16 protein-coding genes are annotated in these 16,129 nt (G+C 74.8%); 5 read left to right on the forward strand and 11 right to left on the reverse strand.

Annotation, left to right across the window (positions count from 1 at the left end; translation table 11 throughout):
- On the reverse strand, positions 1–1,179 hold a 1,179-nt coding region (locus tag H9657_RS14475), incomplete at its 3' end, for an MFS transporter (protein ID WP_318241521.1).
- Positions 1,180–1,335: 156 nt separating this feature from the next.
- Between H9657_RS14475 and H9657_RS14480 the strand changes: the two genes are divergently transcribed.
- From H9657_RS14480 to H9657_RS14490, 3 genes are read left to right on the forward strand one after another with little or no spacing between them, the layout of a single operon-like run.
- Complete coding sequence (locus H9657_RS14480; RefSeq protein WP_191784128.1) at positions 1,336–2,004, forward strand: MlaD family protein; 669 nt, start codon at positions 1,336–1,338, stop codon at positions 2,002–2,004.
- A 5-nt stretch (positions 2,005–2,009) separates the two neighbouring features.
- A complete protein-coding gene (locus H9657_RS14485; protein ID WP_191784238.1) occupies positions 2,010–2,750 on the forward strand; it encodes a S1C family serine protease in 741 nt (246 codons plus the stop codon).
- Positions 2,751–2,801: 51 nt separating this feature from the next.
- Positions 2,802–3,224: a sporulation protein gene (locus tag H9657_RS14490; RefSeq protein WP_191784129.1), complete on the forward strand. Its 423-nt coding sequence runs from the start codon at positions 2,802–2,804 to the stop codon at positions 3,222–3,224.
- Positions 3,225–3,227: 3 nt separating this feature from the next.
- On the opposite strand, the gene H9657_RS14495 is transcribed toward H9657_RS14490, so the two are convergent.
- The 6 genes from H9657_RS14495 to H9657_RS14520 form a co-directional block, all read right to left on the reverse strand.
- A complete protein-coding gene (locus tag H9657_RS14495) occupies positions 3,228–3,956 on the reverse strand; it encodes an SseB family protein (RefSeq protein WP_191784130.1) in 729 nt (242 codons plus the stop codon).
- On the reverse strand, positions 3,953–4,705 hold the full coding sequence (priA, locus tag H9657_RS14500; RefSeq protein ID WP_191784131.1) for a bifunctional 1-(5-phosphoribosyl)-5-((5-phosphoribosylamino)methylideneamino)imidazole-4-carboxamide isomerase/phosphoribosylanthranilate isomerase PriA: 753 nt from the start codon (positions 4,703–4,705) through the stop codon (positions 3,953–3,955). The genes H9657_RS14495 and priA overlap by 4 nt, the downstream gene beginning before the upstream one ends.
- Positions 4,706–4,762: 57 nt before the next feature.
- On the reverse strand, positions 4,763–5,410 hold the full coding sequence (gene hisH / locus H9657_RS14505) for an imidazole glycerol phosphate synthase subunit HisH (protein WP_191784132.1): 648 nt from the start codon (positions 5,408–5,410) through the stop codon (positions 4,763–4,765).
- Between the two features lie 86 nt (positions 5,411–5,496).
- Positions 5,497–5,973: a hypothetical protein gene (locus tag H9657_RS14510; RefSeq protein WP_191784133.1), complete on the reverse strand. Its 477-nt coding sequence runs from the start codon at positions 5,971–5,973 to the stop codon at positions 5,497–5,499.
- Complete coding sequence (hisB, locus tag H9657_RS14515) at positions 5,970–6,581, reverse strand: imidazoleglycerol-phosphate dehydratase HisB (RefSeq protein WP_191784134.1); 612 nt, start codon at positions 6,579–6,581, stop codon at positions 5,970–5,972. Before hisB ends, H9657_RS14510 begins: the two co-directional genes overlap by 4 nt.
- Entirely contained in the window at positions 6,578–7,699 is a 1,122-nt protein-coding gene (locus H9657_RS14520; RefSeq protein WP_191784135.1) for a histidinol-phosphate transaminase, read from the reverse strand. Before H9657_RS14520 ends, hisB begins: the two co-directional genes overlap by 4 nt.
- Positions 7,700–7,786: 87 nt before the next feature.
- On the opposite strand from H9657_RS14520, the gene H9657_RS14525 reads away from it, so the two are divergent.
- Entirely contained in the window at positions 7,787–9,946 is a 2,160-nt protein-coding gene (locus H9657_RS14525; RefSeq protein ID WP_191784136.1) for a RecQ family ATP-dependent DNA helicase, read from the forward strand.
- A gap of 31 nt (positions 9,947–9,977) precedes the next feature.
- Here H9657_RS14525 and hisD read toward each other — a convergent pair whose 3' ends face one another.
- Genes hisD through H9657_RS14540 form a run of 3 tightly spaced genes read right to left on the reverse strand, consistent with a single transcriptional unit; the run spans position 9,978 to position 12,238 of the window.
- Positions 9,978–11,300: a histidinol dehydrogenase gene (gene hisD, locus H9657_RS14530; protein WP_191784137.1), complete on the reverse strand. Its 1,323-nt coding sequence runs from the start codon at positions 11,298–11,300 to the stop codon at positions 9,978–9,980.
- 57 nt (positions 11,301–11,357) lie between these two features.
- The gene (locus tag H9657_RS14535) at positions 11,358–11,864 is read right to left on the reverse strand and encodes an SRPBCC family protein (RefSeq protein ID WP_191784138.1); all 507 of its coding nucleotides are present in this window, start codon (positions 11,862–11,864) and stop codon (positions 11,358–11,360) included.
- Positions 11,861–12,238, reverse strand: coding sequence for an ArsR/SmtB family transcription factor (locus tag H9657_RS14540; RefSeq protein WP_225215366.1), 378 nt, complete (start codon positions 12,236–12,238; stop codon positions 11,861–11,863). The genes H9657_RS14535 and H9657_RS14540 overlap by 4 nt, the downstream gene beginning before the upstream one ends.
- A 74-nt stretch (positions 12,239–12,312) precedes the next feature.
- Between H9657_RS14540 and H9657_RS14545 the strand changes: the two genes are divergently transcribed.
- On the forward strand, positions 12,313–12,525 hold the full coding sequence (locus H9657_RS14545) for an RNA-binding S4 domain-containing protein (RefSeq protein WP_191784140.1): 213 nt from the start codon (positions 12,313–12,315) through the stop codon (positions 12,523–12,525).
- 15 nt (positions 12,526–12,540) lie between these two features.
- Here H9657_RS14545 and dnaE read toward each other — a convergent pair whose 3' ends face one another.
- Positions 12,541–16,104, reverse strand: a complete 3,564-nt coding sequence (gene dnaE, locus H9657_RS14550) for a DNA polymerase III subunit alpha (RefSeq protein ID WP_191784141.1) — start codon at positions 16,102–16,104, stop codon at positions 12,541–12,543.
- Between the last annotated feature and the right edge of the window lie 25 nt (positions 16,105–16,129).

Below are 16,129 nucleotides of genomic sequence, written 5' to 3' on the forward strand. Positions count from 1 at the left end.
CGCGGCCGCGAGCGCCGCGCGGCGCCGGCCGGCGAGCGCGACGACGACCAGCCCGGCGCCCGCGACCGCGCCACCCACGACGGCCGCGGTGGCGAACCCGGCGCCGGCACCGGCACGGTCGATCACCATGCCGCAGACCGGCGCGCCGAGCGCGTTGCCGAAGGTCTGCATCGTGCCCGCCCAGCCCATGACCTCACCACGCCGGTGCTCCGGGACGAGCCGGACCAGCGTCGCGTTGATCGAGGAGAGCGCCGGCGCGCACGGCAGCCCGGCGACGAACATCGCGACGGCGAGCATCAGAGGGCCGGAGGCGAGCACGGCCGGGACCGTGGCGACCGCCAGCACCGCGACGAGGGCCAGCGGCGACGGCTGCCGCGCGCGCGTGCCGTGCACGAGGCCCCCCACCAACGAACCGCCTGCCCACAGCGCGAGCATCCAGCCGACGTCCCCGGCCCGGCCCGCGTCGTTCAGCTCCGCGACGAGCGAGACGTCCGTGCCGATGAGGACGAAGGACGCCGCGACGGCCGCGAGCAGCACGACGAGCAGCTGCGGGGTCACGACACGGCCGCCCGGCTCCTCGGGGGCCAGGTCCGGGCGCGGTGCCGACCGGGTGGGCGGGTTCGCCCACAGCAGCAGCGCACCGGCCCCGACCGTCGCGACACCGACGACCGTGAGACCGACCAGGCTCGACCCCTGCGTCACGAGCAGCACCCCGAGGACCGGCGCCAGCATGAAGGTCAGCTCGGTGCAGACCGAGTCCAGCGCGAACGCCGCCTGCTGCTGCGCGGGCGGCACGAGCACCGAGAGCGACTGCCGCACCACCGAGAACACCGGCACGAGGAACAGCCCGCCGAGGAACGCCACCGCGATCAGCGCCCCGTACCCGAGGTGCGGCGCGACGAGCCACACGGCGGACTCGACCACGATCGACGGCAGCACCGCGCGGCGCAGGCCGAGACGGTCCACGAGGCGTCCGCGCCACGGCGCGCCGACCGCCAGCCCGACGGTCAGCGACGCGGTGACGATGCCGGCACGCCCGTAGCCCTCGTCGAGAGCGCCGACGACGTGCAGCGTCAGGACCACGCCGGACATCGCGTGCGGGAGCCGCGCGACGAGGGCGATGAGGAAGAGCCGCAGCACGCCCGGCAGACGCAGGACGTCGGAGTAGGCGGAACGCACGGTCGACCATGGTCACTCCTCGACCTGGGGTCGCCGGCACCGGCGCCCGGGATGCCCGGAAGGTCGCTGCCCCCGGTCGTGCGTCGCGCACCGCCGCGGGCGCGCGGCCGACAGGTGGTCGCCGGACGGCTGTGGCTCCCGCCCTATCCTGGGCCGATGACCGGACCGCACGGATCCCTTCCCGACCCGGGGCACGCCCGTCCGGCGCCCGCGACCCCGACACCGACCGCGCCCCTGTCCTCGGGCTGGGCGGGGACGGCACCCGCCGCCGCGCCGTCCGCCGACCCGGTCCCCGACGCCGCCCCGCCTCGCCGTTCCGGCCGCGCGGTCCCGGTGCTCGCCGTGCTGCTCGTCGCCGTCCTCGTGGCGTCCGCCGTCCTGGGGTGGCGGCTGTGGACGACGACGCGCGCGTGGCAGGAGTCCGCCGCGGGGTGGGAGGAGCTCGCACGTGCGCACGGCGAGGAGCTCGCCCGGGCCCAGGCGGACCTCGAGGCCACGACCGGCGAGCTCGACGCGACGCGCACCCAGCTCGCCGCCGCGACGACGCGCATCACGGAGCTGGCCGACGAGAAGGCCCAGCTCGGCGACACGACGGCCGTCCAGCAGCAGCTCGCCGACTACCAGGCGCGGGTCTCGCAGGCCGCGGGCCGCGTCGCGACCGCCCTGACGACGTGCATCGACGGGCAGGAGAAGCTCATCGGGTACCTCGAGGACGCGGCGTCCTACGACGCGGCGGACATCGCGCGGTTCCGCTCGGACGTCGAGCGGGTGTGCGGTGCCGCCACGGACGCCAACACGCAGCTGCAGAGCGAGCTCGGGCGGTGACGCCCCTGGTCCCGGGCCGTCCCGCGGCTGCCGCGCTCGGCACGCTGGCCCTCCTCGTCGGTCTCGCCGGCTGCGCGTACCTGCCCGCGCCTCCCCCGCCCGTCCCCACGAGCGTCGTCCCCAGCGCGGCGCCCGCGCCCAGCGCGTCGGCGGGCGGCACCCAGCTGTCGCCGGACGGCTTCGACGCGGCGCAGCGCATGGCGGTACGCATCCGCAACATCGGGTGCGGCGCGCTGTCGACCGGATCGGGCTTCGCGCTCGACGAGCACACGCTCGTCACCAACCGGCACGTCGTCGCGGACTCCGCGGAGCTGCAGCTGAGCACGTACGACGGCCGGGACGTCGGCGCCGAGGCCGCGAGCACGGCGGGGCTGGCGGACCTGGCGGTCGTCCGGACGGTCGACGCCCTGCCCGCCGCCCCGGTGCTCGCCGACGCCGACCCGCAGGTCGGTGACGCGGTGACGGTGGTCGGCTACCCGCTGGGCCGGCAGCTGACCGTGACCGACGGCACCGTCGTCGGCGCGGTCACCGACCCGCTGCACGCGAACCTCGGCGAGGTGCTCGTGACGGACGCCCCCGTCGAGCCCGGCAGCTCGGGTTCGGCGGCGCTCGACGCGCAGGGTCGCGTGATCGGCGTCGTGTACGCGAAGAACGCGGACGGCATGAGCTTTCTCGTGCCCGTCAGCACGCTGCGCGCCATGCTGGGCGACGACACCGCCTTCGCACCCGCACCGACCTGCGACTGAGCGCACGGCTGACCGCGCGGGCGAACCACCACGACGAGAGGACGGCCACGCATGGACGAGCGGAGCTTCGACCCGGGCAGCCTGACGCGCGCGGCCGCCGACACCTTCACGGTGCGCCGGGTGTTCGGTGAGCCGTACGAGCGCGACGGGCGGCTCGTGGTGCCGGTCGCACGGGTCACGGGCATGACGGGCTCGGGCGCGGGCAGGGGCGACGGCGACGTCGGCCACGCCGAGGGAGACGGACAGCCGGACGCGGCGGAGCGTCCGGGCCGGCCGGGTGCGCGCGGCACGGGCGACGGGGGCGGCGGCGGGTTCGCGGCACGCGTGCGCCCGCTCGGTGTCTACGAGCTGGACGGCGAGGGAGCCCGCTGGCACCCCGCCGTCGACGTCGACCGCGCCATCCTCGGCGGGCAGGTCGCCGTGACGGTCGTCGCGAGCGTGTGGGCCCTCGCGTGGGCCGTCCGCCGGCGCTGAGCGTCAGGCGGGGCGCACCCGCAGCTCCAGGGAGTCGACGCGCGCGGCGATGACCGGGTCGTGCGCGAGCGCGTCGTTGACCTCGGCCAGGACACGGTCGAGGCCCGCACGGTCGAGGCCCGCGGGCAGCGCGAGGCGGACCGCGACCTCGGCGCGCGTCCCGGGGACCGCGTCGGCCGCGACGACGAGGCGCACGTCCGCCAGGGCGGCACCCACCGCGGCACGCACCTCGTCGTCGACGAGCCCGTCGAGCACCGCGGGCCGCCAGGCCAGCCCCTGGGCCAGCGCGTACACGGCGGTGCGGGGCAGCGCGACGGTGACCGGGCCGGCGGGGTCCAGGACGAGCACCTCCCAGCCCTCCGCGACCGCGGAGAGCGCGGCGCGGGGCACGGCCGTCGGGACGGGTCGCGCGTCGGGCCGCCACCGGGCCATGGCCGCCACGCCCGAGAAGACGGGCAGCGCGGTACGGCCGTCCGGCGTGCGCAGCGCGACGATGCCGGCCGACGCCTCCTTGTCGACCGTGTGCTCGTGGCCGTCGTGCTCGACGACGCCCGCGGCCTCGAGCTCGGCCAGGACGGGCACCAGGACCCGCGTCGGGGCGAGCGCCGCGACGACGTCGGCGAGCGCTGCGTCCCCCGTGGCGTAGCGGCCCAGGACCTCGGTGAGGCCGGGGTCGGGCGACCCGTCGTCCCCCGCGAACGGGGACGACGGGGGCAGCTCGCGGCCCGTCACGCGCGCCCGGCGACGTCCAGGGCCTGCGGCAGCGTGAACGCGTTGGCGTACAGCGCCTTGCCGACGATCGCGCCCTCGACGCCGACCGGCACCAGCGTCCGCAGCGCGCGCAGGTCGTCCAGGCTGGCGATCCCGCCCGACGCGACCACGGGCGCCGACGTCCGGGCGCACACCTCGCGCAGCAGGTCGAGGTTGGGCCCCCGCAGCGTGCCGTCCTTGGTGACGTCGGTGACGACGTACCGCGAGCAGCCGGCCGCGTCGAGGCGCGCCAGCACCTCCCACAGGTCGCCGCCCTCCTGCGTCCAGCCGCGCGCTGCGAGCGTCGTGCCGCGCACGTCGAGCCCGACCGCGATCTGGTCGCCGTGCGACGCGATGACACGGGCCGTCCACTCGGGGTCCACGAGGGCGGCCGTGCCGAGGTTGACGCGCGTCGCGCCCGTGGCCAGCGCGCGCTCGAGCGACTCGTCGTCGCGGATGCCGCCGGAGATCTCGACCTTGACGCCCTTGTCGGCCAGCTCCGCGGCGACGTGGCCGAGCAGGACGGCGTTGCTGCCGCGCTCGAAGGCCGCGTCGAGGTCCACCAGGTGGATCCACTCCGCACCGCCCGCGTACCAGTCGAGGGCCGCGGCCAGGGGGTCGCCGTAGGAGGTCGCCGACTGCGCCTCCCCCTGCACGAGCCGCACGGCCTGGCCGTTGGCGACGTCGACGGCGGGCAGCAGCTCGAGCCTGGGCTCACGCGTGGAAGTCATGGGTCCTCTCCGGGTGGTGCCGCACCGGTCCCGTGCGGGGCCGGTGCCGGGCGGTGCTCAGCGCAGCGTGCCGACCCAGTGGGACAGCAGCTGCGCGCCGGCGTCGCCGGACTTCTCAGGGTGGAACTGGGTGGCCGCGAGCGGGCCGTTCTCGACCGCGGCCACGAACGGGCCGCCGTGCTCCGACCAGGTGACCAGCGGCGCGGGCAGGGGGTGGTCCCCCACGGGCGCCTGCTCCGCCAGCGGGAACGTGCGGGCGGCGTAGGAGTGGACGAAGTAGAAGCGCTCGTCCGCCAGACCGTCGAACAGCACCGAACCCGGGGCCGGCGTCACCTGCGCCCAGCCCATGTGCGGGACGACGTCGGCCTCGAGGCGGTCGACCACGCCGGGCCACTCGCCGAGGCCCTCGGCGCGCACGCCGTGCTCGACGCCCTCGTCGAACATGACCTGCATGCCGACGCAGATGCCGAGGACGGGGCGGCCACCGGCCAGGCGCCGGTCGACGATCCGGTCACCGCCGACGGCACGCAGACCGGCCATGCAGGCCGCGAACGCGCCGACACCGGGCACGACGAGGCCGTCGGCGTCGAGCGCCGCCTGCTTGTCGGCGGTCAGCACGACGTCGGCACCGACCCGGGCGAGCGCGCGGACCGCGGAGCGCACGTTGCCGAAGCCGTAGTCGAGTACGACGACACGGGGAGACACGCGGACAGGGTACCCGCGGCCGCGACACGGACCGGAGGCCGTCCGGACCACGGGACGCGTCCGGGACCGGCGGCGGCGCGACCCGCTCAGCGCCGGTGGGACGCGAGCAGCCGCATGGCCTTCCAGCGGGAGAGCCCCACGGACGAGACGACGCCCTCGACCTCCGAGGCGGGGACGTCGCCCAGCAGCAGGTCCTCGAGCACCGGCGGGGCACCGGAGAGCACGAGACCGGCGGGCAGGTCCTTCTCGTGCGCGCCACCGACCCACTGCGAGGCCGAGACCTTGCCCTCGCGCCGCTCCAGCAGCACGACGGGGACCTGCCGCAGGAGCCGCGAGACCGCACCCGCGGCCGCGGCGCCGGCCGCGGGGTCGCGCAGGACCGCGAGCGCCCCGACGGGCGACGGCACGGCGTCCACGTCGACCGACGCGAGCGAGCACGCGGCGGCGAGCGCGTCGGCGACCGCGACCTGCGTGACGACCACGGCGACCGAGGGCGGCTGGGCCGCGGTCAGCCCCGAGAGGTCGTCGGGGACCTGGAGGTCGCCGAGGTCGTCCCCGCTCACAGCGCGCCCTTCGTGGACGGGACGCCGTCGACGCGCGGGTCGAGCGCGACCGCCGCGCGCAGCGCGCGGGCGAGCGCCTTGAACTGCGCCTCGACGATGTGGTGCGGGTCACGGCCGGCGAGCACGCGGACGTGCATGCTGAACGCCGCGTGGTGCGCGATCGACTCGAGCACGTGGGCCGTGAGGGATCCCGTGAAGTGCCCGCCGATGAGGTGGTACTCCTGGCCCGCGGGCTCACCGGTGTGCACGAGGTAGGGCCGGCCGGACACGTCGACGACCGCCTGGGCCAGCGCCTCGTCGAGCGGGACCGTCGCGTCGCCGTACCGCGCGATGCCGCGCTTGTCCCCCAGCGCCTCGCGCAGCGCCTGACCCAGGACGATGGCGGTGTCCTCGACCGTGTGGTGCACGTCGATGTGGGTGTCGCCCTTCGCCTGCACCGTCAGGTCGATGAGCGAGTGCTTGCCGAGCGCCGTGAGCATGTGGTCGTAGAACGGCACGCTCGTGTCGATCTGCGTGCGTCCCGTGCCGTCGAGGTCGAGCTCGACCAGCACGCTGGACTCGCTCGTGCTGCGCTCGATGCGCGCCGTACGGCGGCGTGCCTCACTCATCGTCCCGTCACCTCCACCAGGGCGTCCTTGAACGCCGACGTCTCCGCCGGGGTGCCGACCGACACCCGCAGCCACCCCTCGGGGCCCGTGACACGCACGAGGACCCCGCGGTCGAGCAGACCCTGCCAGACCGCGTGGCGGTCGTCGAACGTGCCGAACAGCACGAAGTTGGCGTCGGAGTCCGCCGCGACGAACCCGTGGTCCCGCAGCCACGCGACGAGCGCGTCCCGCTCGGCGCGCAGCGAGCCGACCTGCGCCATCAGCTGAGGTGCGTGGCGCAGCGCGGCGCGGGCCACGGCCTGGGTCACGGCCGACAGGTGGTACGGCAGCCGCACCACCCGCAGCGCGTCGACCAGCTCGCGCGACGCCGACAGGTACCCGACCCGGGCACCGGCCAGGCCGAACGCCTTCGACATGGTCCGCGTCACGGCCAGGTGCGGGTGGTCGGCGAGCAGCTCGAGGGCCGACGGCGTCCCGGCACGGCGGAACTCGCCGTACGCCTCGTCGACGACGACCACGCAGCCGCCGGGCACGCGCGACGCCGCGTCGAGCACGGCGCGCACGGTGTCGAGCGGCAGCGCGGTGCCGGTCGGGTTGTTGGGGCTCGCGAGCAGCACGACGCTCGGCCGGTGCTCCGCCACGGTCGCGCGCGCGCTCTCGGGGTCGAGCGTGAAGTCCTCGGCGCGCCGCCCCATGACCCAGGCGGTCGACGTGTCGCGCGCGTACTCGGGGTACATCGAGTACGTCGGCGCGAACGACAGCGCGGTGCGGCCGGGCCCACCGAACGCCTGCAGGAGGTGCAGCATGATCTCGTTCGAGCCGTTCGCCGCCCACATCTGCTCGGGCTCGCGGTGCACACCCGACTCGACCTCGAGGTACGCGGCGAGGTCGGCGCGCAGGTCGGCGAAGTCGCGGTCCGGGTAGCGGTTGAGCCCGCGCGTCGCCCCGGCGACGGCCGCCGCGACGTCCGCGACGACCTCCTCGGACGGCGGGTACGGGTTCTCGTTGACGTTGAGCGGCACCGGGACGTCGAGCTGCGGCGCGCCGTACGGCTCGAGGCCGACGAGCTCGGGGCGCAGCGGCAGCGTGCCGGGCGACAGGTCAGGGGCGGCGGTCACGCCCCGAGTCTAGGTTCCGCCGGGCCCCGCTCGGCGGCGGCGCCCGCCCGGCGGTCGGTGTCGGCGCGCGGACGTACGCTGCCGGACATGCCCCCGCACACCGCCGCGCCCGCGAACGCCGTCGACCGGGTCGCGCTGCGCGCGCAGGCCGAGGAGGTGCTGCGCCAGCTCGTCGGGCGCCCGGACGCGCGGCTGCACGAGGACCAGTGGCAGGCCGTCGAGGCGCTCGTCGCGGACCGGCGCCGCGTGCTCGTGGTGCAGCGCACGGGGTGGGGCAAGTCCGCCGTCTACTTCGTCGCGACCGCGCTGCTGCGTCGCGGGGCCGCCGGTCCGCCGCGTGGTGCCACGATCATCGTGTCCCCGCTGCTCGCGCTCATGCGCAACCAGGTGGACGCCGCGCGCCGCGCCGGCATCGCGGCCGAGACGCTCAACTCGGCCAACCAGCAGGACTGGCAGGACGTGCACGCGCGGATCGCCGCCGGCGAGGTCGACGTGCTCCTCGTCTCCCCCGAGCGGCTCAACAACCCCGGCTTCCGGGACGAGGTCCTGCCGCGGCTCGCCGCGGACGCCGGCCTCGTCGTGGTGGACGAGGCGCACTGCGTGTCCGACTGGGGGCACGACTTCCGGCCCGACTACCGGCGCATCGGGACGCTGCTGGCGGACCTGCCCGCCGGCGTGCCGGTCCTCGCGACGACCGCCACGGCGAACGAGCGCGTCACGGCGGACGTCGCCGAGCAGCTCGCCGTGACCGACGCCGGCGTCACGGCGCAGGACGGCACGCTCGTGCTGCGCGGCACGCTCGACCGCCCGAGCCTGCGCCTGCAGGTCACGCAGCTGCCCGACGTCGCGACGCGGCTGGCGTGGCTCGCCGCGACCCTGCCGACGCTCGAGGGCTCGGGCATCGTGTACTGCCTGACGATCGCCGCGGTCGACCAGGTGACCGAGCACCTGCGCTCCGCCGGGCTCGACGTGCGCGCGTACACGGGGCAGACCGACCCGACGGAGCGCGAGTCGATCGAGGCGGACCTGCTCGCGAACCGCGTGAAGGCCCTGGTCGCGACGTCGGCGCTCGGCATGGGCTACGACAAGCCCGACCTGGGCTTCGTCGTGCACATGGGTGCGCCGTCCTCGCCGATCGCCTACTACCAGCAGGTCGGGCGCGCCGGGCGCGCGACGGCGCGCGCCGACGTCGTCCTGCTGCCCGGCCACGACGACCAGGCGATCTGGGAGTGGTTCGCGTCGACCGCGTTCCCGCCCGAGGACCAGGTCCGCGCGACGCTCGCGGCGCTCGACGCCCAGGGCACGCTGTCGACGGCAGCGCTCGAGACGTTCGTCAGCCTGCGCCGCAGCCGCCTCGAGGGGATGCTCAAGGTGCTCGACGTCGACGGTGCCGTGCGCCGTGTGCGGGGCGGCTGGGAGTCGACCGGGCGGCCGTGGACCTACGACGGCGAGCGGTACGCGCGCGTCACCGCGGCCCGGCGGGCCGAGCAGCAGACCATGCTCGACTACCAGGCCACCGACGGCTGCCGCATGGCCTTCCTGCGCGCCGCGCTCGACGACCCCGAGCTGCCCGAGGGCTGGCGCTGCGGCCGGTGCGACCGGTGCACGGGGACGGCCGTCGGCGCCGTGCCCGACGCCTCGGCCGTGGACCACGCGCGCGAGCTGCTCGCGGTGCCCGGCGAGCCCGTCACGGCACGCCGGCAGTGGCCGTCCGGCCTGAGCACGCTCGGTCTCGACCTCAAGGGCCGCATCGCGGCCGGCGAGCAGGTGGGCGAGGGACGTGCGGTCGGGCGGCTCGACGCGCTCGGCTGGGGCGGTCCGCTGCGCGAGGCCCTGCGCGAGCAGGTGCCCTCCGAGCTGCCGGCGAACCTGCGCCCGGCGGTCCGCACGGTGCTCGACGCGTGGGGCCCGCAGGTGGACGCGGTCGTCGCGGTCGCCTCCGAGAGCCGTGCCGCGCTGGTGGAGCACCTCGCCGCGGGCACGGCGCGCCTGCTGGGCGTCCCGCTGCTGGGCGCGCTCGTGCCCACCGGGTCGCCGGCCCGGCACGACGTGAACTCGGCGCAGCGGCTCGCCGACGTGCTGCGCCACCTCGACCTGCCGCCCGACGTCGCCGAGGGCGTCGACGGGCTGCGGGTCCTGCTGGTCGACGACCGCACCGACACCGGGTGGACGCTGACGGTCGCCGGACGCATGCTGCGCCGCGCGGGCGCGACCGAGGTGCTGCCGTTCGTCCTCGGGGTGGGCTGAGCGCTCGGGCCGCAGCGGGTGCGGTGCCGCGTCAGAACCGCGCGCGGACCGCCTCGCCGTGGGCGGGCAGGCCCTCGGCGTCGGCGAGGGCGACCACCCGGTCCGCCACGGCCGCGAGCGCGTCGGCGTCGTACTCGACGACCTGCACGGCGCGCAGGAACGAGTGCACGCCCAGGCCGCTCGAGAAGTGCGCGCACCCGCCCGTGGGCAGGACGTGGTTCGACCCCGCCATGTAGTCGCCGAGCGACACCGGCGACCACGGCCCCACGAAGATGGCACCGGCGCTCGTGACGCGCTCCGCCCACGCCGCGGCGTCGACCGTCTGGATCTCGAGGTGCTCGGCGCCGTAGGCGTTGACGACGTCCAGACCGGCCTCGAGGTCGTCCACGAGGACGATCGCCGACTGGGTCCCCCGCAGCGCGGCCGCGACCCGGTCGCGGTTCGCGGTGACCTCCACCAGGTCGACGAGCTTGGCCTCGACGGCCCCGGCCAGCTCGACCGACGGCGTGACGAGCACGGCCGCGGCCAGCGGGTCGTGCTCGGCCTGCGAGACGAGGTCGGCGGCGACGTGCACGGGGTCGGCCGTCCCGTCGGCGAGGATCGCGATCTCCGTCGGGCCGGCCTCCGAGTCGATCCCCACGAGCCCGCGCACGAGCCGCTTGGCGGCGGCCACGTACACGTTGCCCGGTCCGGTGATGACGTCGACCGGCTCGCACAGCGTCTCGCCGTCGACGTCGTCACTGCCGTCCGCGCCGTACGCGAGCATCGCGACCGCCTGCGCACCGCCTGCGGCGTACACCTCGTCGACACCGAGCAGCGCGCACGTCGCGAGGACAACCGGGTCCGGCAGGCCGTCGCGGTCCTTCTGCGGCGGGGAGACCACCGCGAGGGACCCGACGCCCGCCTCCTGCGCCGCGACGACGTTCATGACGACGGACGAGGGGTACACGGCCAGCCCGCCCGGCACGTACAGGCCCACGCGCCGCACGGGGAGCCAGCGCTGGCGCACCTGGGCGCCCGGCGCGACCTCGACCGTGAAGTCCTGGGGGCGCTGCGCGGCGTGCACGCGCCGCACGCGCGCGATCGTCTCCTCGAGCGCCTCGCGCACCTGCGGGTCGATGGCCGCGGTCGCACCGGCGAGGACGTCGGCCGGCACCCGCAGATAGGCCGGCCGCACACCGTCGAACCGCTCGGCCAGGTCACGGAGTGCGGCCGCGCCCCGTGTGCGCACGTCCTCGAGGATCGGAGCGACGACCGCCGTGGCGTGCTCGACGTCGAGCTCCGCCCGGGGCAGCTCGGCGAGGAGCTCACGACGCGACGGACGGCGACCGCGGAGGTCGATGCGGGAGATCACGGCGTCGAGTCTAGGCCGGGCCCCGTGCCACCGCCGCGACGTTTCTCGCCGCCGGGGTCAGCCGGCGTCCGCGTAGCGTGCGCTGCGCTCGCCGTAGAGCTCGTCCCACGCCCGGACGGGCCGCCCCGCACAGTGGTCGTCGAGCTGGTCGAGGAGCACGTGCCAGCCCCCGCCGTACCCGCGCGCGGCGGCCGCGTCGAGCGCCGTGTGCCGGAGGACGAGCAGCGCGCCCTCCCCGTCCTGCTCGACGGTCGCCCGCACGCGGGACTCGCGCTCCCCGGGGAAGCGCCACGTGAGCTCGAGGACGCGCGGCGGCTCGCACAGGAGGATCTCGCCGTGCGCGACGTCGTCGGCGTCCGGGCGGTCCTCTCCCATGCGCAGCTCGTACGTCCCGCCCTGCCGCAGGTCCCCGTGGAGGGCGCCGAGCCACCGCCGCGCCCGGTCCGGGTCGGTCACGGCGTCCCACAGGTCCTCGGGCGTCGTCGCGTAGGGCCGGCGGAACGTGACCTCGGCGGCGTCCGGACCGATCGTGACGGTGCCGTCGTCGGGCGTGCGTGCGCTCATGCGTCCTCCTCCTGGTGCGTGCTCGTCGCGCGGGTCCCCGCGCCGTCCTGCGCCCGGCCCGGCACCGTGCGCCGTCCGCGCGCGACCTCGGTCGCGAGCGCGTCGAGCCGCGGCGACCAGTCCCGCACGACCGACGCCGCCCAGCGTCCGACCTCGTCGACCGCCTCCGGCCGCACCGCGTACAGCCGCGTCGTCCCGCGGGGTCGCGCGACGACCAGGCCGGCCTCGCGCAGCACCCGCAGGTGACGCGAGACCGCGGGCTGGCTGATGCCGAAGTCGGCGCCCACGGCTGCGGCGAGCTCGCCCGCCGGTCGCTCGCCCGCGCCGATGAGCTCGACGAGGCGGCGGCGGACGGGATCACCGAGGGCGTCCATGGGGTGCACGAGCCAGTATGTGATCGCCTAGTTAAATAACGCAAGGGTGAAGGATCGCCTGCGACACTGGGGAGGTGACCCACGACGACGAGCCCATCCGCCTCGGCCAGTTCCTCAAGCTCGGGGGCATCGCGGACACCGGCGGCCAGGCCCGCGCGCTGCTCGACGACGGCGCCGTCACCGTGAACGGCGAGCCCGAGACCCGTCGCGGCCGGCAGCTGCGGCCCGGCGACGTGGTCGAGGTCGACCTCCCCGGTGGCGTGCAGCGCGCGACCGTCGAGGGCTGACGCCCGCGCGTCGCGTCAGGAGGCCAGGCAGCTCGGCCCGAGCAGCGCCTTGAGGTCACCGAACAGCGACGGCGAGCGCTCGACCCGCAGGCCGTCGTCGAGCCGCATGAGGACGGCCCGGCCCGGGCTCGTCAGCCGCAGGTGCACCTCGGTGACGCCGGGGTGCGTCGAGAGCACCTCGCGCAGCCGCTCCACCACGGGCGGGGTGCAGCGGCCCTCCGACAACGACACCACCACCGGCGAGTCCGCACCCTGCGACGTGTCGGGGATCGACACCTCCATCGCCTGCAGCTGCATCGTGTCGTCACGGCGACGCACGCGCCCCCGCACGACCAGGACCGCGTCCTCGGCCAGCACGGTCGAGTAGGCGAGGTACGTCTCGCCGAAGAACATGATCTCGACGGAGCCCTCCATGTCCTCGAGGGTCACCGCCGCCCACGGGTTGCCCTGCTTGGACATCTTGCGCTGCAGGCTCGTCACCAGGCCCGCGACCACGACGGTCGACCCGTCCGGCCGCGCCTCGTCGGCGTTCAGGGTCGCGATCGACACGTCCGCCTGCGAGGACAGGACGTGCTCGAGCCCCGACAGCGGGTGGTCGGAGACGTACAGCCCGAGCATCTCCCGCTCGAACGCGAGTCGCTGCTTCTTGTCCCAGTCCGGCAGGTCCGGGATCGTCACGGCGATGCCGGAGCCGGTCTCGTCCTCGCCCGCCAGGTCGGCGAAGAGGTCGAACTGCCCCGTGGCCTCCTTGCGCTTGACGTCGATCACCGCGTCGACGGCCTGCTCGTGCACGAGCAGCAGCGCGCGGCGCGGGTGCCCGAGCGAGTCGAACGCCCCCGCCTTGATGAGCGACTCGATGGTCCGCTTGTTGCAGACCACGGCCGGCACCTTGTCGAGGAAGTCGGTGAAGGACGTGAAGGCGCCCTTCTCCTCACGGGCCGCCACGATCGCGTCGACCACGTTCGCGCCGACGTTGCGCACCGCGGTCAGGCCGAAGCGGATGTCCACCCCGACGGCCGTGAAGTTGGCGGACGACGAGTTGACGTCCGGCGGCAGCACCGTGATGCCCATGTGCCGGCACTCGCCGAGGTACAGCGCCGACTTGTCCTTGTCGTCGCGGACGCTCGTGAGCAGCGCCGCCATGTACTCGGTCGGGTAGTTCGCCTTGAGGAACCCGGTCCAGTACGACACCACGCCGTAGGCCGCCGAGTGCGCCTTGTTGAACGCGTAGCCGGCGAACGGCACGAGGACGTCCCACACGGCCTGGATCGCGGCGTCGGAGTACCCGCGCTCGCGCATGCCCGCCTGGAAGGGCACGAACTCCTTGTCGAGCACCTCCTGCTTCTTCTTGCCCATCGCACGACGCAGCAGGTCGGCCTGTCCGAGCGAGTAGCCGGCGAGCACCTGGGCGGCCTTCTGGACCTGCTCCTGGTACACGATCAGGCCGTGCGTGACGCCCACCACGTCCTGGAGCGGCTCGACGAGCTCGGGGTGGATCGGCTCGATCTCCTGCAGGCCGTTCTTGCGCAGCGCGTAGTTGACGTGCGAGTTCATGCCCATCGGGCCGGGCCGGTACAGCGCGATGACGGCGGAGATGTCCTCGAAGTTGTCGGGCCGCATCTGACGCAGCAGCGACCGCATCGGCCCGCCGTCGAGCTGGAAGACGCCGAGCGTGTCGCCCCGGCCCAGCAGCTCGTAGGTCGCCGGGTCGTCGAGCGGGACCTCCTCGATGAGGATCGCCGGCTTGCCGTTCATCACGATGTTCTCGAGCGCGTCGTCGAGGATCGTCAGGTTGCGCAGGCCCAGGAAGTCCATCTTGATCAGCCCGAGCGCCTCGGACGCCGGCTGGTCGAACTGCGTGATGATCGCGCCGTCCTGGGGACGCTTCATGATCGGGATGATGTCGAGCAGCGGCTCGCTCGACATGATGACGCCGGCCGCGTGCACGCCCCACTGACGCTTGAGGTTCTCCAGGCCGCGCGCGGTCTCGAGCACGCGCTGCGCCTCGGGGTCCGCCGCGACGACCTGCCGGAACTCGTCGGCCTCGGCGTACCGGGGGTGCTCGGGGTCGTACATGCCGGACAGCGGGATGTCCTTGCCCATCACGGGCGGCGGCATGGCCTTGGTGAGCTTCTCCCCCATGGCGAAGGGGAAGCCCAGCACGCGCGACGCGTCCTTGAGCGCCTGCTTGGCCTTGATGGTGCCGTACGTGACGATCTGGCAGACCCGGTCGTCGCCGTACTTGTCGCTCACGTACCGGATGACCTCACCGCGACGGCGCTCGTCGAAGTCGACGTCGACGTCGGGCCAGGACACGCGCTCGGGGTTGAGGAACCGCTCGAAGATCAGACCGTGCTCGAGCGGGTCGAGCTCGGTGATGCCGACCGCGTACGACGCCATCGACCCGGCCGCGGACCCACGACCGGGGCCCACCCGGATGCCCTGCTTCTTGGCCCAGTTGATGAAGTCGGCGACGACGAGGAAGTAGCCCGAGAAGCCGAGCTGCGTGATGACGCCCGTCTCGTAGTCCGCCTGCTTGCGCACGGCGTCCGGGACCGACCCGTGGTACCGGCGCAGGAGGCCCTTCTCGACCTCCTTGATGAACCAGGAGTCCTCGTTCTCGCCCGCGGGGACGGGGAAGCGCGGCATGTAGTTGGCGCCGGTGTTGAACTTCACGTCGCACTGCTCGGCGACCAGGAGCGTGTTGTCGCACGCCTCCGGCAGCTCGGCCCACGTGCGGCGCATCTCCGCCGCCGACTTCACGTAGTACCCCGTGCCCCCGAACGCGAACCGGCTGCCGCCCTGGTCGCTGGTCGGCTCGTCGAGGGTGGAACCCGACTGCACCGCGAGCAGCACCTCGTGCGCGTGGGCGTCCTCCTCGCGCGTGTAGTGCAGGTCGTTGGTCGCGACGAGCGGTGCGCCGATGCCCTCGGCGACGCGCAGCAGGTCCTTGATCACGCGGCGCTCGATGTCGAGGCCGTGGTCCATGACCTCGATGAAGAAGTGGTCCTTGCCGAAGATGTCCTGCAGCTCGCCCGCCGCGCGCAGCGCCTCGTCGTAGTGGCCCAGGCGCAGCCGCGTCTGGATCTCGCCCGAGGGACACCCGCTCGTCGCGATCAGGCCGTCCGCGTACCGCGAGAGCAGCTCGCGGTCCATCCGGGGCCACTTGCCCATCTGGCCCTCGACGGAGGCGAGCGACCCCATCCGGAACAGGTTGTGCATGCCCTCGGTGGTGCGGCTCAGCAGCGTCAGGTGCGTGTAGGCGCCGCGCGCCGAGACGTCGTCGGCCGCCTGGTGCGCCTCGCCCCACCGGACGCGGTTCTGGTCGAACCGGCTGGTGCCCGGGGTGACGTACGCCTCGACGCCGATGATGGGCTTGATGCCCCGGTCCGTCGCCTTCTGCCAGAACTCGAACGCGCCGAACAGGTAGCCGTGGTCGGTGATCGCCATCGCCGTCTGACCCAGACGGCCCGCCTCGTCGAGCATCTCGCCGATGCGTGCCGCCCCGTCGAGCATCGAGTACTCGCTGTGCACGTGGAGGTGGACGAAAGACGGGTCCGGGGATCCTCCAGCAGCCATGAGGGCGATCCTACGTCGCCCCGCC

It is taken from the genome of Cellulomonas avistercoris, from assembly GCF_014836445.1.
Lineage (GTDB): Bacteria > Actinomycetota > Actinomycetes > Actinomycetales > Cellulomonadaceae > Cellulomonas > Cellulomonas avistercoris.